Here is a 20429-nt window from a genome sequence, read left to right on the forward strand (position 1 = left end):
CTGGATGAGATCGCCGGCGACGAGCTGCGCCTCGTCGGCCTCAACACCGACGACCTCCACGACGACGACTTCATGTTCAACGTCGCCTAAAAGGATCGGGACCGGGCGGGGACGCAGCGCGCCCCCGCCTCGCCCGGCCGCCACAATCCCTTCTGCACGAAGCAGGGCAGAACCGCTTTTGGGGGCCGGTTTCGACCGGGCCCCCTTTTTTTTGCTAATATTCCAACGGCTTGCGCCGCTCTTGGGAACCAATCCCCGACGCGCTACGTTACCAGAATGCGCGGCCGTCCCGATGAGCCGTGAACCCTGGGAATCACCCTCGTCAGCAAAGACATGGCCGCCAAAACCGCCCCGCCCTCTGCCCCGATCCTCGAGGAAAACGAAACCTGCTGGCGCCGGGCGGCCTGCCCGCGGGCGCGGGTGCTGATCGACGGCGCCGACTACTTCCTCGCCTTGCGCCGTGCCCTCTTGAACGCCAAGGAGACGGTTTTCATCGTCGGCTGGGACATCGACAGCCGCACGCGGTTGGTGGGGCCCGGCGGCGAGAAGGACAAGGACGACGATCTGCCGGTGGCCTTCGGAGCGTTCCTGGTCGAACTGGTCAAGCGCCGCCCCGGTCTGAGGATCCACCTGCTGCTGTGGGACTACTCGATGCTCTATGCCCTGGAGCGCGAACCGCTGCCGGAGGTGAAACTCGACTGGTCGACCCCGTCGGAGATCTCCGTCTGCCTGGACGACGTGCTGCCGATCGGCGCCTGCCATCACCAGAAGGTCGTGGTGATCGATGATGCCTTGGCCTTCTCCGGCGGCCTCGACATCACCGTGCGACGCTGGGATACGTCGGATCATAGCCTGAAGAACCCGGAACGCAGCGATCCGCACGGCGCCGACTACCGTCCCTTTCACGACATCCAGATGATGGTCGACGGCGAGGCCGCGCGCGCGCTCGGTCAGCTCGTGCGTTATCGCTGGCAGCGCGCCGCCTGCGAAACGCCGCCCGCCACGAAGTCCGCGAACGACCCCTGGCCGCAAGGTTTCGAGCCCGACTTCGCCGACTGCAGGGTCGGCATCGCCCGCACCTATCCCGCCTATGACGGCCAGCAGGAAGTGCGCGAGGTGGAACGCCTGTTTTTCAGGTCGATCGAGGCTGCCGAGCGCTCGATCTACGTAGAAAACCAGTTCCTCACCACCGAGAGCGTCTGCAGCAGTCTGATCGAACGCCTGAAGCAGAAGCCCGACCTCGAAGTCCTCATCGTCGCGCCCAACGTCCACCAGAGCTGGCTGGAGGAGCGCGCCATGAATACCGGGCGCCGCCACTTCGTGGAGCGGCTGGAGAAAGCCGGCGTCGCGGAGCGCGTAAAGCTGGTCTTCCCCACCATCCCGGGCGACGACACCGGCGAGGGCGTCATGGTGCATGCCAAGGTGATGATCGTCGACGACCGCCTGCTGCGCGTTGGCTCCGCCAACCTCAACAACCGCTCGATGGGCACCGACAGCGAGTGCGACCTGGCGCTGGAGGCCGGCGATGATGCCGAGCGCGCCGCCATCCGCGGCCTGCGCGACCGCCTGCTGGCCGAACACCTGGGGTGCGAGGCCGCCGAGGTCGCCGAAGCGATGGCGGCTGAAGGCTCGCTCTTTGCCGTGCTGGAGCGCTTCTCGGCCGGTGACGGCGGCCTGAAGCCGATCGACTTGAGCGGTGTTCCGGCCGACGATCTGGCGCGCGCCGTCGGACAGTTCGCCGACCCCGAGCGCCCCATCGGAACGCCGGAGTTCGTCGGCGACATGTTCGGCGGCAGCCACGACAAACAACCGATCTCCCGCTTCGTCAAGCTGGCCGCGGCCGGCGCGGTGATCCTCGGGTTGGTTGCTCTGTGGCGCTACACGCCGCTCTCGGACTTCACCGATCCCGACAGTCTGAAGGCGATCCTGGAGTCCCTGGGCAGCGGCTGGTGGACGCCACTGATCGTCATCGCCGCCTTTCTGCTCGGCAGCCTGGTGTTCTTCCCGGTTACCGTGCTGATCGTCATGACAGGGCTGATGTTCGATCCCCTGTTCGCCTTCGGCTGCGCCCTTGCCGGGTCGATCCTTGCTGCTTGCCTCAACTACATCATCGGGCGCACCGCCGGCGCGCAGCCGCTGCGCAATCTGCTCGGCACGCGCATCAACCGGATCAGCCGCGCGCTGGCCAAGCGCGGCGTGCTGTCCGTGGCGGCGCTGCGCATGCTGCCCATTGCGCCCTTCAGCTTCATCAACCTTGCCGCCGGCGCCAGCCATGTGAAGTTCGCCGACTTCGTGATGGGAACCGTCCTCGGCATGGCGCCGGGTATCCTGATCATCACCTTGATGGGCAATCAGCTGGGCCGCGTGCTGACCGACCCGGAGCCGATGGAGCTGGCGCTGTTCGGCCTTTTCATCCTGGCCTGGCTGGCGACGTCACTCGGACTGCAGGCCCTCGCCTCGCGACTGCGGGGCAGCCATGCCTGACCTGAAGCCCCACCTGCGGGTGCTGACCTGGAACGTCCACGGCTGCATCGGCGGCGACGGGCGCCACGATATCGCAAGGGTCGGCGCCAGCGTGCGGGCGCTGTCGCCCGACATCGCCGCTTTCCAGGAGATCGACTCGCGGCGCCGCAGCGTGCCGGGCACCGCGGGCGTCGGCGAAGTCTACGACCTGCTGCGCGCCGAGGTCGGCGAGCACGGCCACGATGCCTGGGCGATCTCGGGCGCCGACGGCCGCTATGGCCAGATTCTTGCCAGCCGCTTTCCGCTGGAGAATAAGCGGGTCCACGACATCTCCCAGCCCGGCCGCGAGCCGCGCAAGGTCATGTCGGCCAGCGTCGAGCTGCCGACCGCGCGCCTGCGCGTGATCGCCACCCATCTGGGCCTCGGACGGCGCGAGCGCCGGCGCCAGGTCGCCGCCCTCAAGGAGATCATCAGCGACGACCTGGACGGACCCGTGCTGCTTCTGGGCGACTTCAACGAATGGTTCTGGCCGCTCCGCGTGCAGCGGGATCTCTTCGGCCTGTTTCACAGCTGGACCCACCATGCCAGCTTCCCGGCCTGCTTCCCGCTCTTCGCGCTGGACCGCATCTGTTGCCGGCCCGGCGACCTGCTGGCCCGCACCTGGATCGCCAGCGAGGCGCGCGGCGCCTCCGATCACCTGCCGGTGGTGGCGGAACTGGCCCTGCCGGTGCCCCGCTGAGGCCTCTCGGCCCGGTTCCCGCGGTTTTCCAGGCGTTTGATGCCGCGGCCGCGGGCCCCCTTGACGAACGCCCGACATATTCATATTTATGAATTCATGAAAGCGGAGGACATGCTGACCAAGGCCCGCGCGGCGGCGGACCTGATGAAGGCGCTTTCCAGCGAGAACCGCCTGCTGCTCCTGTGCCAGCTGGCCGAGGGCGACAAGACCGTGGGTGAACTGGCCGGGATCCTGGGCCTGCGCCAGGCCGCCGTCTCTCAGCAGCTTGCCCTGCTGCGCAGCGACGGGCTGGTGACCGCCCGGCGCGATGGCCGGCAGGTGCACTACAGCCTGACGGGCCCGCAGGCGCGCGCCGTCATCGCGCTGCTCTATGACCTCTACTGCGCCCCCGCCGGACAGGCGAAGACCGCGGGTGCCAAAACCGGCGTCTCTGGAGACTGAAAGCCGCCATGACCACACTGAACAGAATAGATGCCATGAAAGCCAAGTCGCTGATCGACAGCGGCAGGGCGGTGCTGATTGATATTCGCGAAAGCGACGAGTTCGCGCGCGAGCACGTGCCGGGCGCCCACCACGTACCGCTGTCCGGCTTCAGCCCCAAGGACTTCCCGCAGAACCGCGACAAGATCGCGATCTTCCACTGTGCCAGCGGCGCGCGTACCGCTGGCGCGGCGCCGCAGATCCTCGGCACCGGCTTCGCCGAGGTCTATCAGCTGGATCAGGGCCTCGGCGGCTGGAAGAAGGCCGGTCTCGCGACCGTGGTGAACCGCAAAATGCCGATCCCCATCCAGCGCCAGGTCCAGATTACCGCCGGCCTGATGGTGCTGGCCGGCGTCATCCTCGGCTTTGCGCTCTCGCCCTGGTTCTTCCTGCTGTCCGGATTTGTCGGCGCCGGCCTCACCTTTGCCGGGGTCTCCGGGACCTGCGCCATGGCGAGCCTGCTGGCCGTCATGCCCTGGAACCGGAGGATGCTGGTCTAGACTCCGTCACTGCGGCTAGACTCGCCGGCGTGACCGTCGCCCGCGAAGAAGACCTCTATGCCCCGGTGAAGGCCTTCCTGGAAGGCCAGGGCTACGCCGTGAAAGCGGAAGTGCGCGGCTGCGACCTGGTCGCGCGCCGCGGCGAGGAGCCGCCGGTCATCGTCGAACTGAAGAAGGCCTTCAACCTCGCCCTCGTGCTGCAGGGCGTCGACCGCCTGGCGATGAGCGACCAGGTCTATCTCGCCTTCGCCGCGCCGGCGCGGGCGGCAAGCTGGCGGCGCGACCGCAAGGGGATGCTGAAGCTGTGCCGACGGCTCGGCCTCGGACTGCTGGTCGTGCATCCCGAAAAGGCCGTCGTCGAACCCCTGCTCGACCCGCTGCCTTACCAGCCGCGTCCCAACCGCAAGCGCCAGGCGCTGCTGCTGCGCGAGTTCGCCCAGCGCGTCGGCGACCCCAACACCGGCGGCCAGACGCGCCGCCCCATCGTCACAGCCTACCGCCAGAACGCCCTGCGCTGCGCCGCCCTGCTGCTGCGCGACGGCCCGACCAAGGCCGCCCTCATCGCCGCCGGCAGCGGCGTCGCCAAGGCCGCCCCGCTGCTGCAGCGCGATGTCTACGGCTGGTTCCTGCGGGTCGAGCGCGGCATCTACGACCTCTCGCCCAAGGGCCGCGAGGCCCTCGCGCTCTATGCCGATATGCTGCCGGACCTCGATTCGACCGAAGTCCCGCAGCACAAGCGCCGGGGCCCTCGCTAGCAGGCTGCTAGCGCGCCGCGTCCAGCTCCGCCAGCTTCGCCACCCGCCGGCGGCAGTCTTCGTCGGTGGAGAACTCGGCGCCAAGGTATGCGGCCACCAGATCCTTCGCCAGCCAGGGTCCGACGATCTGCGCGCCGATGCACATGACGTTGACATCGTCATGCTCGACCGACTGGTGCGCCGAATGGACGTCATGGCAGACGGCGGCGCGGATGCCTCTGACCTTGTTTGCCGCGATCGAGGCGCCGACCCCGGTGCCGCAGACCATCAGCCCGCGGTCGGCTTGCCCGGCCGCGATCCTGTCGGTGAGAGCGCGCGCGATGTCGGGAAAGTCGACGGGTTCGGGACTATGCGAGCCGACGTCCTCCACCTCGTGCCCCAGGCCTCGCACGAACTCGACGATGGCGGCCTTGAGAGGAAAGCCCGCATGGTCTGACCCGATGACGATACGCATAGCAGATGGTCCTTGTGGTTTCAGGTTGGCTCAGCGCAGCAGGCCCGGCAACCATAGGACCAGCCAATCCGCAAAGGATATGACGGCAAGGGTTGCCAGCAGCGGCAGATAGAACGGCAGCAGCGCCCGCAGCAGCTGCCGCAGCGAGATCTCCGCGATACTCGTCAGCAAAAATAGCGACAGCCCCATGGGCGGCGTCAAGAGGCCGAACATCAGGTTGAAGATGACGATGATGCCGAGGTGCACCGGATCGATTCCGGCCAGTACCAGCGGCGGTGCAATGATCGGCACCACCAGCAGCGTCGCCGTCGTGGAGTCGAGGAACATACCCGCGACAAAGAAGATGAAATTGGCGATCAGGATCAGGACGATCGGATTGGCGCTGAACTGAAGAATCCAGCGCGAGAAGTCCTGGGGGACCTGCTCGACCGCCAGGATCCAGCCGAACAGCGCCGCGGCCGCGACGATAATGAGGATGGCGCTGGTGCTGCGCACGGTGATGATCAGGGCCTGCCAGAGGTGCGGCCAGGTGAGGTCGCGGTAGAACAGCGCGCTGATCACCATGACGTAGACGGCCGTGACCGACGCCGCTTCGGTTGGGGTGAAGAGGCCGGCCAGCATACCGGCAATCATCAGGAAGGGCGCGAAGAGCGCCGGAAGGGCCGGCTGCAGGTCGCGCAGCACCTCACCGCCCGTCGGCCAGCGCTCCGCGCGCGGCATCCTGTGGCGGTAAGACAGCACGGCGACCGTCAGCATCAGCAGGGCCACGCAGACGAGCGCGGGCACGATGCCGGCGATCAGCAATTGCACGATGGAGACGCTGGTGACCGAGCCGTAGACGATCAGCGGGATGCTGGGCGGAAAGATCGGCCCGACGACCGCCGAGGCCCCGGTCACGGCCGCGGCGAAAGGCGCGGTGAAGCCGCGCTTGCGCATCGCCGCGATCTCGATGCGGCCCAGCCCCCCGACATCGGCCAGCGCCGCCCCCGACATTCCCGAGAAAATCAGGCTCGAAAAGACGTTCACCTGGGCCAGCCCGCCCGGCGCACGGCCCACCAGGGTGTCGGCGAAGCGGAAGATACGGTCGGTGATGCCGGCGGAGTTCATGAGGTTGCCGACGAAGATGAAGATCGGCACGGCCACCAGCGGAAATGAATCGAGCGCATAGGTCACCCGCTGGGCAAGCAGCCCGTATGGCAGCCCTTCCAGCAGCACATAGACGATGGAAGGGATGAGGATGGCGTAGACCACCGGGAAACCGGCGATGAAAAGCAGCAGGAAGGCGGCGATGACGATGAGGCCCATGACGCCCTTCAGAGCACGGTGGTTTCTTCACGCGGCGGGTGGCGCGTGTCGAGCAGGTGAACGACGGCGGCGAGCGCGAAGCCGACAAAGGTCGACCCCAGGAAGAGCCAGAAGGGAATCTTCAGGGTCGGCGTCGCATTGTTGAGGTTCTTGAAAATGGTGATCCAGGCAACATAGGCGATGAAGCCCGCCGCGAGCGCCGCCGAGAGGGCGATCACGAAGGCCACGACCTTGCGCGGCCGCGCCGGCAATGCCTCGCGGAACTCCGCCATGACGATATTCTCGTGCTGCATGACAACGATCGGAAACGCGGTGAAGACCAGCACGATCAGCAAGAAGCGCGTGAACTCCTCGGCGCCGATGATGGGCGCACCGAAGAGATCGCGCATCACGACCTGGATGAAGGGCACGGCCACAAGCGCGACCAGCACAAGGACGCAACAGGCGGAGAGCAGCTTGCTGACGATCGGCATGGCGTGGTCCTCCTAGCGCAGAACCGGCGGGAACGGATCGCGACGATCCGCCCCCGCGCCCGGAAGACCGGTCTATTCGACCGCGTTGATCTGCTCCATGTAGGGCTGATAGTTCGGGAAGTCGGCCCTGATCTGCTTCAGCACCGAGGTCTTGAACGCCGGCATGTCGAGCCCTTCCTGTTCGGTGATCACCGTCATGCCGTGGCCCTTCAGTTCTTCGACCAGCTGGGCCTGCGATTCGTTAGCCCACTGCAGCGATTCCTCGGCCTTGCGGTCAAGCACCTCGGTGATGGCCGCGCGGTCCTCTTCCGACAGCGCCTGCCAGGCCTCCTCGTTCACAAAGACCGCCAGCACCGACTGCATGTGGCCGGTGAGCGCCACGTGCGACTGCACTTCGTAGAGCTTGTTGGCGCTGATCATGGTGAGCGGGTTTTCCTGACCGACGACCAGGCCGGTCATCAGCGCCGTCGGCAGTTCGGCAACCTCGACCGGCGTCGGCGTGGCGCCGAAGCCCTTCACCATGGAAACCCAGAGGTCCAGCGGCACGGCGCGGAAGGGCTTGCCGGCGAGATCGGCCGGCGACTTCACCGGGAAGTTCGAAGAGATATGGCGCGCGCCGCGATAGATGCGGCCAACGATGCGCACGCCACCTTCGGCGACCAGCTTCTCGTTGATGGCCTGCAAGGCGGGGGAACTGGTCGGATCTGTCGCCGCCAGGGCGTGGGCGCCGTCGCGGTAGACGAAGGGTGCATTGAAAACGGCCACCTCGGGAACGATGCGGGCCAGGGACGCGAAGTCGTGGTGGCCCATGGAAATCGAGCCCATGCGCACGCCATCGACCATCTCGGCGACGCCGCCGAGCTGGCTTGCCGGATAGACCTGAACGGTCACCGAACCGCCGGTCGCCTCGGCGATGGCGGCGGCGGCTTCCGCCGCGTAGCGTGTCTGGATGTCGCCTTCCGAGCCGACGTGGGCGTAGCGCAACTCCTCGGCGCCGGCGGCGGTGCCTGCGGCGAGGGCGGCAATGAGGGCTGCGCCCGCCAGGGCGCGGCGGGCGTTCAACGGGTACATGGCATTTCCTTTCCCTGTAGTTTTAGTCTTCTTCTTGTGATGCCGCCTTTGCATAGGCGGCTATGTAACTCTTGCGTCGGAACTCGTCGCCGATCGCGAAGTGCTCGCGCAACCGCGCCTCCGCGGCATTGGGATCGCGCGCGACGATGGAGAGGAAAACCTCGCGGTGGGCGTCGACGAGGTAGTCCCGGATGCCGGGGATCGCGACGGTCTGCTCGCGGCGCTCGACGTGGCTGCGCTTCAGGAGCTCGGCAAGCGCCTGGTAGAGCTGCAGCAGGACGGGACTGCGGCCCGCCTCCACGATGGCGAGATGAAAGGCAAAGTCGGCGTCGCCGCCGCGCTCGGGATCGTCGATCGTCTCCATGAGGTGCGCCAGCCGGCCGCTGATCCGCGTCAGGTCGCTGTCACCCGCGCGCTCGCAGGCAAGTCTTATGGCCTGGCACTCGATGGCGATGCGCGCCTGCATCACGTCGTCCAGAATATCCGGCTGCTGGGCCAGGCAGAACGTGAGGAAGTCGGACAGCACCGCGAGGTTGGCGGGCTTCACGTAGGCGCCCTTGCCGTGGCGGATGTCGAGCACGCCGAGCATGGCGAGCGAGCGTAAGGCCTCGCGCAGCACCGGCCGGGAAACCCCCAGGGCGAGCGACAGTTCGCGCTCGCTCATCAGGCGGTCGCCGGCCTTCAGGGCCCCGGACAGCAGCTGCTCGCGGAAGTAGGCGACGACCTTTTCCGTTCCCAGCAGGTCGATGGCGCGCTCGCTCAGGGTCATCCGTATTCCCACAGGTCAAAACTGGCCTGACCACTTTTGACCAATTGGCATAGCACTGTCAATTTATGTTTCAGATTATCTTGGCATACAGGGGCCCAGTGCCAAGAATAGTGGTAAGACCACTGGATCTTTCAGCAGTGCCGGACGGGTTGGGGCGGAGGGTTCTCACCCGCGCCGATGCACCGCGCCCCCTGCGGGAAGGGCGCGTGATCAGGCGGAATCGCGGCGCGCGTTTCAGCAACTCCGCACGGGGTAAAGGACTGTCTAGAAGCGATAGCCTTGAAGGGCGGCGTCGATCTCATCGCGCGGCGGCAGGCTGGACTGGGCGCCCAACCTGCGGCAGGCGAGGCCGCCTGTGACAACGCCCTGCGCCAGCGCCCGCTCCATCGGCTGCCCCTGGTGAATTGCCGCCGCGAAGCCGCCGACGAAAGCATCGCCCGCCGCCGTGGTGTCCACCACCTCGACCGACAGGGCCGGCAGGCGGTGGGTACCGCCGGCGCCGTAGGCGGCGACGCCCTCGGCCCCGAGAGTAACGATGCAATGGGCGACGAAATCGGCCGCCAGGCGCGCGGCGATCTCTTCCGGCGTGCGCTCGGCCAGGCCGAGTTGTTCGCCGAGCTGGCGCGCCTCGGTTTCGTTGACCACCAGGAAGTCCACCTGCCGCAGGGTCTCCGGCGGTACCGCACCGGCCGGCGCCAGGTTCAGCACCACGCGCGCGCCGGCCGCCTTGGCGACCGCCACCGCCTTCCAGTTCTCGGCGTGCGTCACCTCCATCTGCAGCAGCAGCAGGTCGTCCGGCTGAAGGCCGGTGCGGTGAAGCTGTTCCGCCCGAGTCTCCAGGTTGGCGCCGCTCGCGACGATGATGAGGTTCTGCCCCGCCGGGTCGACTCCGATGAAGGCGCAGGCCGTACGCTCTGGGCTTTCCACGATGCCCGAGAGATCGACACCGCCTTCGCGCAGGCTCGCCAGCGCCGCCTCGGCGAAAGCGTCCCGGCCGACGGCGCCCACCATGCGCACCGCGGCGCCGGCGCGCGCGGCGGCCAGCGCCTGATTGGCACCCTTGCCGCCGGCGACCACGGTGTAACTCGGGCCGGTCACCGTCTCGCCGGGCACCGGCAACTGTGGCACCTGGCAGACCAGGTCGGCGTTCAGCGATCCGAAGACGGTGATCATGGATACCCCATTTCGCGTAAAAACGGCCAAGACCTTATCCGCCCCTTCACCGCGGTTCAACCGGCCGACGGCTGAGCCCTGCCCGACGCCGAAGCCGAAGAGGGGCGCGCTTTTCTCAACGATCTGTGGTATTTAGACCCGGCGATGCGATGCAGGAAAGGCAGCAAGCCTTCATGAGCGGATCTTCGGTGTCGGGCGAGCACGTGGCGCAGTTCCGGGCGGAGGGCTATGCCGTGGTGCGCGGCGTCTTCGCGCCCCAGGAGGTCGCCGCCATGGCCGCGGCCTTCGACCGCCTCCACGCCCGGGCACTGGCCGGCGGCCGGAGTTGGCGCGACCGCAACGTCTTCTTCTGCATGGCCGAGGAAGCCGGAGCGGGCAGCCTGCTGCGTTACGCCCAGTGGACCGCCTGGCTGGAGCCGGACTTGGAATTGGTGCGCCGCGACCTGCGCCTCTTGGCGATCCTGGAGCCACTCATCGGCCGCGACATCAAGCAGATCATCAACCAGCTGCACTGGAAGCCGCCGGGCACCCGCGCCGAGTTTGGCTTCCACCAGGACTCGCGCTCGCGCCGCCCGCGCGAAGCCTACCGCGACCTCGCCAGTTCCTACGTGCAGACGGGCATCGCCGTCGACCCGCAGCGCCGCGAGAACGGCGCCGTGGTGGTGGTGCCCGGCAGCCACCGCCTGGGCGAGCTGCCGTTCGATGCGGACCGGCCTTCCATGAAGGAGGCGATGGATACCGAAGACCTCGCGCGCCTCGGCATCGATCCGGCGAGCGCCGTAACGCTGGAGCTGGAGCCCGGCGACATCGCGCTGTGGCACGTGCACACCCTGCACGGCTCCGGCCCCAACACCTCGCGCATCGACCGGCGCTTTTACATCAACGGCTATGTAACGGCGGCGAACTGCGAGCGCGGCGAATGGGCCTTCCAGGACGGCCAGCCCTGCCCGCTGGAAGGCGAACACAGCCTGGTGCACTACGAAGAGCTCTACACGAAACCCGGCCCGATGTTCGTGGATTGAGGCTGCGGTTCCTGGATGCTCGGGTCAAGCCCGAGCATGACTATCCGGATGTCGCAAAGAGCAAGCGACCATTTCAACTGTCACCCGCGGGCTTGGCCCGAGGGTCCATGGATCAGCCGCCCCTACCGCGTCGCGACCGCCACGCCGGCGCCGACCAGCAGGCCGCCGGTGGCGCGGTTCACCCAGCGCAGGGCGCGCTCGCTCTTCACCACGCGGCCGGCGCGCGCGGCGAGGAAGGCGTAAGTGCCGAGCACCAGGAACAGCATGGCGGTGACCACCATGGCCAGCACGACGATGTCGCCGCCGGTCAGGGCTTCCAGGTCGACGAAAGTGGGCAGCAAGGCGCCGTAAAACAGGATCACCTTGGGATTGCCGAGGGTGACGAAGAATCCCAGCAGCGCCGAACGCCCCAGTGACTTGGGATGCGGCCTTTGCGACGCCGCCGCCTCGGGCGCTTCCAGGGGGGGCAGGCTCGGCCGGCTGCGCCAGGTCTTCACCCCCAGCCAGACGAGGTAGGCGGCGCCGAGAATTTTCACTGCCAGAAAGAACTCGCCCATCACCGCCGCCAGGGTGCTGAGGCCTAGGATCGCCAGCACCAGGAAAACGATGTCGCCGACCACGAGCCCGGCGACGGCGGCGAGACCCGCGGCGAAGCCCCCGGAGAGCGCGCGGGCGACCACCATGAGGAAGCCCGGCCCCGGCGAGACCGAGAGCAGGAACATGGCCAGGGTGAAGGCCGCGAGGGTTTCAAGCGACATCGAGATCGTCATGAACCGGTTCTAGCAGAACGCCGCCGCCGGCGGCAGGGGCTATATCCACCGGCGGAAATCCGCCATAATCGGCACCCCATAATCGTCACCCCATAATCGGCGCCAGGGAAGTTGCCTTCACAGCAAAGAAAGGCACGGCAGAACAGGAGGAAGGGACCATGGCCGACGAGCAAGTCCACCCCGCGCCCGCTGAGACCGGCGAAGCGGCGCCGAAACCCGCCCCGCGGGTCCAGACCATCACCCTTGCGGCCCTCATCGATTCCCTGGAGCAGGGCCTGCGCGACTTCCGCGCGGCGCCCGCCTTCGGCCTCTTCTTCGGCGGCATCTATGCCGTCGGCGGCATGCTCATCGTGCTGGCCGCCGCCGCCCTCGACATGGGTTACATCTCCTATCCCCTGGCCGTCGGCTTCGCCCTCATCGGGCCCTTCGTCGCCGTCGGCCTCTACGAGGTGAGCCGACGGCGCGAGACCGGCGAGCCGCTGCAGTGGAAGCCGGTCCTCGGCGTCGTCGTCGCCCAGCGCAAGCGCGAGACCGGCTGGATGGCCTTCGTCACCCTTTTCGTCCTGGTCATGTGGATGTATCAGGTGCGCATTCTCATCGCGCTCTTCATCGGCCTGCGCGCGCCGACCTCCCTGGAAGGCTTCGTGCAGGTCATCGTCGGCACGCCGGAGGGCCTCATGTTTCTCGCCGTCGGCCACGTCATCGGCGCCTTCATGGCGCTGGTGCTGTTCTCGCTGACGGTCGTCTCCTTCCCGCTGCTGCTGGACCGCGAGGTCGACTTCGTCACCGCCATGATCACCTCGGTGCGCGCCGTCGTGCAGAACCCGGTACCCATGATCGGCTGGGCCTTCATCATCATGGTGCTGCTGATGATCGCCATGGCGCCCTTCTTCCTCGGGCTCTTCGTGGCGCTGCCGATCCTCGGACACACCACTTGGCATCTCTACCGTAAACTCGTCGCACCGGAAGCAAGCCCATGACCTATAAAGCAATCAACCTGGCGCAGAAGTTCGGGCTGTTCTCGGAGCCGTGGCAGCCCAAGGTCATCGCCGAGATGAACGACTACCAGTTCAAGATCGTGAAGCTGGAAGGCGACTTCGTCTGGCACGACCACCAGGACACCGACGAGACCTTCATTGTGCTGGATGGAGAACTCCGCATCGACTTCCGCGACGGCGCCGTCACCCTCGGCCCCGGCGAGATGTTCGTGGTGCCCAAGGGGGTCGAGCACAAGCCCTACGCGGCGACTGAAACGCAGGTCATGCTCATCGAACCGCGCGGCGTGACGAACACCGGTCACGAGGCAAGCGCGCGCACGGCCGAAAACGACGTGTGGATCTAGCGGCGGCCCATCCTTCGAGACGCACTGCTTCGCAGCGCTCCTCAGGATGAGGTCTCAGTTCCGTGGCGCTACCTCATCCTGAGGAGCCGCCGCACGGCGGCGTCTCGAAGGATGGGCCGGTGCCAACTCAGTCGATCAGCTTCCTACTACGCAAAACGGGTTCCATCACAGCGTAACTCCGCATGCCCGGTTGGCCGCAGTTTTCATGGGCAACGAAAGGCAAGTCGCCGAATTTAATGGCGACAACGTTACTCGACTCCGCCAAGACGACCACGAGGTCGTCGCCAATCTCTTGTTTGAAAGTCACAAGATCGACCGGCTTGGAAAAGGCCGTAGTAATCCAAACAGCAGTCCAGTTATTCCTTTGTTCGCCCTGGTAGGTCTCAGAGACGCTGAAAGTAATCTCTACCCGATCGCTGAAAACAGTCTGACCACTTGGCTCGGGATGACGGTACGCAATGGGATAGCCGCGAAAGATGACCATCGCTCCATTGAAGAAGTGTTCGTAGAAGGGCTTGTCCGGCTCATAGCGCTCATTGATCATGCATGCGTTTGCAGGCAACGCCGGCAAGACAAGTACCGCTGTAGCCAGAAGAATTGCAGAAAAATGCCGGAGCAGGCGCCGCCTCATCTCTCAGTCCGCTCCGGAAACAATTTCGCCAGGCCCTCCGCTGACGCTTCCGCCACGCCGCGCTCGGTGATGAGGCCGGTGACGTAGCGCGCGGGCGTCACGTCGAAGGCGAAGTTGGCGACCGGGCTGCCGTCGGGCGTGAGAGTCACCGTCTCGATAGTGCCCGACGCCGTGCGGCCGGTCATCTGCGCGACCTCCTCGCCGCCGCGCTCCTCGATGGGGATCTCCTTTACGCCGTCGTGCACCGTCCAGTCGATGGTCGGCGACGGCAGCGCCACGTAGAACGGCACATCGTTGGCGTGGGCGGCCAGCGCCTTCAGGTAGGTGCCGATCTTGTTGCAGACGTCGCCGCTCGCCGTGGTGCGGTCGGTGCCGACGATGCAGAGGTCGACCTTGCCGTGCTGCATCAGGTGGCCGCCGACATTGTCGGCGATCACCGTATGCGGCACGCCGTGACGCCCCAGCTCCCAGGCGGTCAGCGAGGCGCCCTGGTTGCGCGGGCGGGTCTCGTCGGCCCAGACATGGATCGGGATACCCTCCTCGAAGGCCATGTACATCGGCGCCGTCGCGGTGCCCCAGTCCACCGTGGCGAGCCAGCCGGCATTGCAGTGGGTGAGGATGTTCACCGCTTCGCCAGCCGGCTTCCGCGCGGCGATCGCGCGGATGAGCTTCAGGCCGTGGCGGCCGATCGCCTGGCAGATCTCGACGTCCTCGTCGCAGATCTCGGCCGCGCGTTTGTAGGCGGCGGCGAGACGCTCGCCGCGCGGCAGGTTGCGCAAGGCAGCGCGCATCTCGTCCAGCGCCCAGCGCAGGTTCACCGCCGTCGGCCGCGTCGCATAGAGCGTGTCGTAGGCATGGTCGAGAGCCTCGTCGCTGTCGTCGTCGCGCAGCGCAAGACACACGCCGTAGGCCGCCGTCGCGCCGATCAGCGGTGCGCCGCGCACCAGCATCGCCTTGATGGCGTGCGCCGCTTCGTCCAGCGTCGTGAGGGTCACCGTCTCGAAGCGGTGCGGCATCTTCGTCTGGTCGATGATCTCCACCGACCAGCCGTCGCCGTTTACCCAGATGGTCCTGTATGCTTTGCCGTCGACCTTCATGCGCGCGCTCTTTGTTTTAGCGAGAGCGCCATCCTAAGGGCTCGGCACGGCGAGAGCCAGACCCGCCGTCCCCTCAGACGCCGGCCGGCTGGCGTGTCCCCATCTCCTTCAGGCGCTTCTGCAGGCTGAGGCGGTCGAGGGCGTCGAGCGGCAGGCTGACGAAGATGCTGATGCGGTTGTTGATCTGCCCGTAGACCTCGGCAAAGACCTGGCGGATCTCCGCCTCGCTACCCTCCGCCGACGCCGGGTCGCGGAACGGCCAGTGCGCCGTCATCGGCTGGCCCGGCCAGATCGGGCAGACCTCGCCGGCGGCGTTGTCGCAGACGGTGAAGACGAAATCCATCCGCGGCGCGTTGGGCGCGGAAAACTCGTCCCAGCTCTTGCTGCGCAGGCCCTCGGTCGGGTGGTTGAGCCGCGCCAGCAGGTCGCGCGCGTAGGGGTTTACCTTGCCGGTCGGATAGCTGCCGGCGCTGTAGGCGCGGAAGCGGCCGGCGCCGAGGCGGTTGAGGATCGCCTCGGCCATGATGCTGCGCGCCGAATTGCCGGTGCAAAGGAAAAGGACGTTGAAGACTTTCTGGTTCTCATTCGCGGCCATCACAGTGTCTCCTTCTCGGGCTCCTTCCGGCCCGCATCCTTGCCGAGACCCGCGCAGATTTCCGGCCGCCCGTGGCAGCAGTCGTCCAGCAGAAAGCCGACCAGCGCGCGCATGGCGGCGAAGTCGGCGGCATAGAAGATCTGCCGGCTGCTCCGCCGCGCGGTCAGCAGCCCCGAGCGTTCCATCTGCGCCAGGTGGAACGACAGGGTGGCCGGCTGCACGCCCAGCCGCTCGGCGACTTCGCCCGCCGGCACGCCCTCCGGCCCCTCGCGCACCAGCAGGCGGAAAACCGCGAGGCGGGTGGGCTGGGCCAGGGCGCCGAGGGCCTGGGTGGCTTGGGTCTCATCCATAATTTGATAATCGTTGAACTATCAAAATATGGCAAGCGCTTTCAGGAAGCTTTATGAGAGAGGCCGACTGAGGCGGCGGCCCGACCCTTCGGGCGGCCAGAAGCAAGAACAACAAGCAAAGGCGGCGGCGGGCGCGACCGGCCGCCCGCAGGGAACGCCCAAGCAGGGCGCGTGAAGGTCCATGCCCCAATCCATGATTCTCGTGGTCAATGCCGGCTCCTCCAGCATCAAGTTCTCGCTGTTTCCGGCGGGAGAAGGCGGCGCCTCCGAGGGTGACGGCATCATCGAGGGCATCGGCGTCCAGCCGCAGTTCAAGGCCAAGGTCGCCGGGCGGACCTTCCACGACGCCTGGCCCGACGGCAAGACGCTGGGCCACGCGCACTTCTTCGGCTTCCTGCTGGACTGGCTGGCGCGCGAACTGCCGGAGGTGCGCATCGCGGCCGCCGGCCACCGGGTGGTGCACGGCGGCACCGGCTTCGCCGCGCCGGTACTGGTCGAGGGCAATGTGCTGGCGCAGCTGGAGCGGCTGGTGCCGCTGGCACCGCTGCACCAGCCGCACAACCTTGCCGCCATCCGCGCGCTGGCCAGCCGGGCGCCGCAGGTGCCCCAGGTCGCCTGCTTCGACACCGCGTTTCATCGCTCGATCCCGGCGCGCGACCAGCTCTACGGCCTGCCGCTCCACTATGCCGAGGAGGGCCTGCGCCGCTACGGCTTCCATGGCCTTTCCTACGAGTACATCGCCGGCGCCCTGCCCGGCTACGACGCGGCGGCGGCCCGGGGCCGCACGGTGGTGGCTCATCTCGGCAACGGCGCCAGTCTCTGCGCCCTGAAGGACGGCCGCAGCCAGGCCTGCACCATGGGTTTCTCCACCCTGGACGGCCTCATCATGGGGACGCGCTGCGGCAGCATCGACCCTGGCGTGCTGATCTACCTGCTGCAGGAGAAAGGCATGAGCGCGAAGGATCTCGAGACGCTGCTCTACAAGCAGTCCGGCCTGCTGGGGCTTTCCGGCGTCAGCGCCGACATGCGCGACCTGCTGGCCAGCGAGAGGCCGGAAGCCGCGCAGGCGGTCGAGATGTTCTGCGACCGCATCGCCCAGCAGATCGCCCAACTCGCCACCCTGCTGGGCGGCCTCGATGCCGTGGTCTTCACCGCCGGCATCGGCGAGCGCTCGGCAGCGATCCGCGCCGCCGTCTGCCGCCGCCTCGCCTGGCTGGGTGCCGCCCTCGACGCGCGCGCCAACGATGCGGCGGAAGCGAAGATCGCCGCCGCCGAAAGCAGGCTCGGGCTGTGGATCATCCCGACCGACGAGGAAAGCATGATCGCCCGGCACACCCGCGCGCTGCTGGCCGGCGGCCGCGCCGCGGCGAATGCATGATGGGCCGATGACGGAGCGCCTCATCGACGGCCTGGCGGCGCTGGCACCGCGCTACGAGGCTTTCCTGCTGGACCAGTTCGGCGTGCTGCACGACGGCACATCGGTCTATCCCGGCGTCCTGCCCTGCCTTGAGGCGCTGAAGGAGGCCGGCAAGCGGGTCGTTATTCTCTCCAACTCCGGCACCCTGCAACAGCCGAACCGCGAGCGCCTGGCGCGCCTCGGCATCCCCGAGGATCTCTACGAGGACTTCGTCACCTCCGGCGAGGTCGCGCGCGCCTACCTGGCGGCGTCGCCCTATGAGCTGCGCACGGTCTCGACGGCGCCGGCACCGCTGCGCTGCCTGCCGCTCGGCCGTTTGATGGGGGGCGAGTCCGAGCGCGCCATCCTGGCGGGCCTTGCCGTCGCCGAGGCCGCTTCGGTGGAGGACGCCGACTTCCTCATGGTGGCGAGCTTCGGACAGGAGCCGCCGCCGCGCGACGCCTTCGACGCCGTCCTCGCGGTCGCAAGACAGCGCCACCTCACCCTGGTCTGCGCCAATCCCGACGTGCGGGGCGTCAGCCCCAACGGCCTCATCCACGCGCCGGGCGCGCTCGCCGCCGACTACGCGGCCGCCGGCGGCAAGGTGGTCCATATCGGCAAGCCGCATCCGCTGATCTACCGCCATGTGCTGCAGAAAATCGCACCGGTTTCAGCCGGTCGCGTGCTCGCGGTAGGCGATTCCCTGTCGCACGACATCGCCGGCGCGCAGCGCAGCGGTATCGCCTCGGCGCTGGTGATCGAGGGCATCCACAAGGAGGAACTGGGCGACCCGGCAGACGGCGAAGCGTTCGAAAGCCGCCTCGCCGCGTTGGAGCGGCAGCATCACGCCCGGCCGGACTTCGTGCTGCGGCACCTGGCCTGGTAGAAAGGTGAAAGGCGCGACTGCCCCCGGCAGCCGCGCTTTTCTTCGTAGCAAGGAGTCGGCGTCAGCGGCTCTTGAAGCGGCTGCGCATGGCAAGATCGGCGCGCGCCGAAAGGTCGGCCCGAGCCGAGAGGTCTGCGCGCGACGACATATCGGCGCGACCGGCCATGTCGGCCCGGCTGGCCATGTCAGCACGTGCGGTCATGTTGCTGGCGCTGCCGATCGCTGCGTTCAGCAGGATGTCGTCGATCCAACCGCTGGAGATCTCCAGGCGAATGGAGAAATCGACCTTGTCGTAGGACCACACCCGCACTTCTTTCAGGAACTTCTCGCCCAGAAGTTCGACGCCGACGTCACCCATTGCCGGATCGTTGACGTCGATCTCCTCGCCGTCGCCGTGCACCAGGAATATGTAGGGCGCGTCGAGCTTGTAGTAGCTGGCTTCATAGGTGAAGCCGTAGATGCGGGCCAGCTTGCAGTCCTTGCGCGGCTCCAGCCGCTGAGCCGCATTGCCGGTCAGAGATGACAGCCACTTCGCATCGATCGACAACCCGGTGAACAGCCGGCCGAACAGTCCCACCTGTGATGAAGACAGGGGTGTCTCATCAAAAATGCTCATCGTCCCCTCCATGGTTCGAAACGGGTATGCCGCAGAGTCATCCCGTTCCGATACAAAATTGCACCGACTAATCCAGCGGGCGGATCATAGCACCGCCGGATCAACTAACAAGTGAGCTACCTCACATTTGCAGACGAAAACTGTGATTCAGCATGCCGTACACACGAGCGTAGGCATCGGGATCACCCGAAGCCGCCGCCGATACAGCCCGTTCTTGCAAACCACGCCGCCGCAGCCACTTCCAGCGCACGAGATAGGGTGCCGAGCGCAGCGGCGGCATGTCGTCCGAATGCGCCGGCGCCGGACTTAGCGCGATGTCGCGCTCGAGAAAGTTCTCGGCGAAGGCCGAAAGATTGGACGCTTGGTCAAGCTCAGCCATCACATTCAAAAAGGTTTCCGCAAAGCCGGCATAGCTGAAGTTCTCCGGTTGCAACCGCTGCCAGGACAGCGCCAGAGCCGTGCCGGTGATATCGCGCGCCTCGATCAGGGCCGCAACAAAAGCGTCTCGATCACGGCCGACGGCATTCTGGTGCACCTTCTGGAACCGGGCGAGGCTCCTTTCCACACCGGCACGGTCCCAGCCGCGCGGGTCGAGCTCCGGCGGAATCAGGCCGCGACGCGCCAGCCCGTCCTGGTAAATTTCCACGAAGTTGTCGAATACCGCGCCGGTCAGCGGCTGCGCCAGGTGATGACCGTTGCGCCCCTCGCCCTTCGGGTCGATCCACTCGCCGTCAGCCGACAGGATCAGCGAATCCAACTCGCGCATACTGGTCTCGTTGCAGGCGACGCGGATCTGCTCGTTACGCGACAGTTCGCCGACACGGTTCAGCCAGTTCAGGACGTAGAGGTTGCCGCCGGTCTGGTCGATCAGGTCGTCGAGCATCGATTCGAAATGCAGCGAGGAGATCAGCGCCACCATGTCGGACATCGACTCGTGGAAGGCGAGGAACTGCGCCGTCAGGCTATCGAAGCTGGGAATCCCCATCTCGGAGAACAAGAGCGTATGCCCCACTTCGTGCGCCAGCACATCGAAGTTCAGCGCAAAGCTCTGATAGCGCCCTTGCGCGTTCACGCGTCCGCCGGTCTCGATGAAGCCGATGCCGGCATGGGCGTTGTCCCAGTCGACCTCCGGCACCAGTTCGACAACGAATCCGTCTCTAGGGTCGTACCAAGCCACCGTCTTGCCGAGATAGCGCTCCCAGATATCGAGCGTGAAGCGTACCGATCCGTACATATGTGCAGAGATGAACTGCCGGCTGCCAGTGGGGATGTGGTCAAAATGACCGTCGCGCCCAGGCATCGCCGGCGGGAACACCGGCCCGCGATACGGCGGCATGTAAGGAAACTCGTAGGGTGCCGGCTTGTCGATGGGATCGACGACCCGCATGGCGCCGTCAAAGGGGCCCGGCCCGATGTCTCCGGGACGCGGCGACACGCGCACGGTCTCGGGCCGCGAGAAGCCTTCCAGTTCCGGCATCTGCGCATAGAGACGAAAGCGCGTGCCGCCGGCAACCCCGTCGATCGCATCCATGTCCCCCCAGA

The 20429-nt window shown here is 66.8% G+C and carries 23 protein-coding genes; 10 read left to right on the plus strand and 13 right to left on the minus strand.

Translation table 11 applies throughout. From position 1 onward, the window contains the following. Positions 1-333 precede the first annotated feature (333 nt). The 5 genes from WDC82_RS24170 to WDC82_RS24190 all read left to right on the plus strand — a co-directional run bounded on the left by WDC82_RS24170 (position 334) and on the right by WDC82_RS24190 (position 4937). Complete coding sequence (locus WDC82_RS24170) at positions 334-2484, plus strand: VTT domain-containing protein (protein WP_340120003.1); 2151 nt, start codon at positions 334-336, stop codon at positions 2482-2484. Next, positions 2477-3202: an endonuclease/exonuclease/phosphatase family protein gene (locus WDC82_RS24175; protein WP_340120004.1), complete on the plus strand. Its 726-nt coding sequence runs from the start codon at positions 2477-2479 to the stop codon at positions 3200-3202. Before WDC82_RS24170 ends, WDC82_RS24175 begins: the two co-directional genes overlap by 8 nt. Before the next feature lie 111 nt (positions 3203-3313). After that, a complete protein-coding gene (locus WDC82_RS24180; RefSeq protein ID WP_340120005.1) occupies positions 3314-3643 on the plus strand; it encodes a metalloregulator ArsR/SmtB family transcription factor in 330 nt (109 codons plus the stop codon). 8 nt (positions 3644-3651) lie between these two features. Then, the gene (locus WDC82_RS24185; protein WP_340120006.1) at positions 3652-4182 is read left to right on the plus strand and encodes a rhodanese family protein; all 531 of its coding nucleotides are present in this window, start codon (positions 3652-3654) and stop codon (positions 4180-4182) included. Between the two features lie 29 nt (positions 4183-4211). After that, on the plus strand, positions 4212-4937 hold the full coding sequence (locus tag WDC82_RS24190; RefSeq protein ID WP_340120007.1) for a DUF2161 family putative PD-(D/E)XK-type phosphodiesterase: 726 nt from the start codon (positions 4212-4214) through the stop codon (positions 4935-4937). Between the two features lie 7 nt (positions 4938-4944). Here the strand turns inward: WDC82_RS24190 and rpiB are convergent, their stop codons facing one another. The 6 genes from rpiB to WDC82_RS24220 all read right to left on the minus strand — a co-directional run bounded on the left by rpiB (position 4945) and on the right by WDC82_RS24220 (position 10182). Then, entirely contained in the window at positions 4945-5391 is a 447-nt protein-coding gene (gene rpiB, locus WDC82_RS24195; protein WP_340120008.1) for a ribose 5-phosphate isomerase B, read from the minus strand. 30 nt (positions 5392-5421) lie between these two features. After that, positions 5422-6696, minus strand: coding sequence for a TRAP transporter large permease (locus tag WDC82_RS24200; protein WP_340120009.1), 1275 nt, complete (start codon positions 6694-6696; stop codon positions 5422-5424). Between the two features lie 8 nt (positions 6697-6704). Beyond that, positions 6705-7169: a TRAP transporter small permease subunit gene (locus tag WDC82_RS24205; protein ID WP_340120010.1), complete on the minus strand. Its 465-nt coding sequence runs from the start codon at positions 7167-7169 to the stop codon at positions 6705-6707. A gap of 72 nt (positions 7170-7241) precedes the next feature. Further along, the gene (locus tag WDC82_RS24210; RefSeq protein ID WP_340120011.1) at positions 7242-8240 is read right to left on the minus strand and encodes a TRAP transporter substrate-binding protein; all 999 of its coding nucleotides are present in this window, start codon (positions 8238-8240) and stop codon (positions 7242-7244) included. A gap of 22 nt (positions 8241-8262) precedes the next feature. Next, positions 8263-9009 carry a FadR/GntR family transcriptional regulator gene (locus WDC82_RS24215; protein ID WP_340120012.1) on the minus strand — a complete coding sequence of 249 codons (747 nt, stop codon included), beginning with the start codon at positions 9007-9009 and terminating at the stop codon, positions 8263-8265. A gap of 264 nt (positions 9010-9273) precedes the next feature. Beyond that, the gene (locus WDC82_RS24220) at positions 9274-10182 is read right to left on the minus strand and encodes a ribokinase (protein WP_340120013.1); all 909 of its coding nucleotides are present in this window, start codon (positions 10180-10182) and stop codon (positions 9274-9276) included. Between the two features lie 173 nt (positions 10183-10355). Between WDC82_RS24220 and WDC82_RS24225 the strand changes: the two genes are divergently transcribed. Next, on the plus strand, positions 10356-11204 hold the full coding sequence (locus WDC82_RS24225; protein WP_340120014.1) for a phytanoyl-CoA dioxygenase family protein: 849 nt from the start codon (positions 10356-10358) through the stop codon (positions 11202-11204). A gap of 122 nt (positions 11205-11326) precedes the next feature. Here WDC82_RS24225 and WDC82_RS24230 read toward each other — a convergent pair whose 3' ends face one another. After that, positions 11327-11974, minus strand: coding sequence for a LysE family translocator (locus WDC82_RS24230; RefSeq protein WP_340120015.1), 648 nt, complete (start codon positions 11972-11974; stop codon positions 11327-11329). 158 nt (positions 11975-12132) lie between these two features. Here WDC82_RS24230 and WDC82_RS24235 point away from each other — a divergent pair, with 158 nt between their 5' ends. After that, positions 12133-12954, plus strand: coding sequence for a DUF2189 domain-containing protein (locus WDC82_RS24235; protein WP_340120016.1), 822 nt, complete (start codon positions 12133-12135; stop codon positions 12952-12954). Then, a complete protein-coding gene (locus tag WDC82_RS24240) occupies positions 12951-13316 on the plus strand; it encodes a cupin domain-containing protein (protein WP_340120017.1) in 366 nt (121 codons plus the stop codon). Before WDC82_RS24235 ends, WDC82_RS24240 begins: the two co-directional genes overlap by 4 nt. Positions 13317-13443: 127 nt before the next feature. Here the strand turns inward: WDC82_RS24240 and WDC82_RS24245 are convergent, their stop codons facing one another. From WDC82_RS24245 to WDC82_RS24260, 4 genes are all read right to left on the minus strand, one after another. Then, positions 13444-13947, minus strand: coding sequence for a hypothetical protein (locus tag WDC82_RS24245; RefSeq protein WP_340120018.1), 504 nt, complete (start codon positions 13945-13947; stop codon positions 13444-13446). Then, entirely contained in the window at positions 13944-15044 is a 1101-nt protein-coding gene (mtnA, locus tag WDC82_RS24250) for an S-methyl-5-thioribose-1-phosphate isomerase (protein WP_340120019.1), read from the minus strand. Before mtnA ends, WDC82_RS24245 begins: the two co-directional genes overlap by 4 nt. Positions 15045-15117: 73 nt before the next feature. Then, a complete protein-coding gene (locus WDC82_RS24255; RefSeq protein WP_340120020.1) occupies positions 15118-15639 on the minus strand; it encodes an arsenate reductase ArsC in 522 nt (173 codons plus the stop codon). Beyond that, positions 15639-15989, minus strand: coding sequence for a metalloregulator ArsR/SmtB family transcription factor (locus WDC82_RS24260; RefSeq protein WP_340120021.1), 351 nt, complete (start codon positions 15987-15989; stop codon positions 15639-15641). Before WDC82_RS24260 ends, WDC82_RS24255 begins: the two co-directional genes overlap by 1 nt. A 181-nt stretch (positions 15990-16170) precedes the next feature. Between WDC82_RS24260 and WDC82_RS24265 the strand changes: the two genes are divergently transcribed. After that, positions 16171-17367 carry an acetate/propionate family kinase gene (locus WDC82_RS24265; protein WP_340120022.1) on the plus strand — a complete coding sequence of 399 codons (1197 nt, stop codon included), beginning with the start codon at positions 16171-16173 and terminating at the stop codon, positions 17365-17367. A gap of 7 nt (positions 17368-17374) precedes the next feature. Beyond that, positions 17375-18271 (plus strand): TIGR01459 family HAD-type hydrolase, encoded by an 897-nt coding sequence (locus WDC82_RS24270; protein ID WP_340120023.1) that lies wholly within the window; start codon positions 17375-17377, stop codon positions 18269-18271. 61 nt (positions 18272-18332) lie between these two features. Here WDC82_RS24270 and WDC82_RS24275 read toward each other — a convergent pair whose 3' ends face one another. Further along, a complete protein-coding gene (locus WDC82_RS24275) occupies positions 18333-18887 on the minus strand; it encodes a hypothetical protein (RefSeq protein ID WP_340120024.1) in 555 nt (184 codons plus the stop codon). A gap of 121 nt (positions 18888-19008) precedes the next feature. Next, positions 19009-20418: a hypothetical protein gene (locus WDC82_RS24280; RefSeq protein ID WP_340120025.1), complete on the minus strand. Its 1410-nt coding sequence runs from the start codon at positions 20416-20418 to the stop codon at positions 19009-19011. Positions 20419-20429: the final 11 nt, after the last annotated feature.

This window comes from Pelagibius sp. 7325 (genome assembly GCF_037652055.1).
GTDB lineage: Bacteria > Pseudomonadota > Alphaproteobacteria > Kiloniellales > Kiloniellaceae > Pelagibius.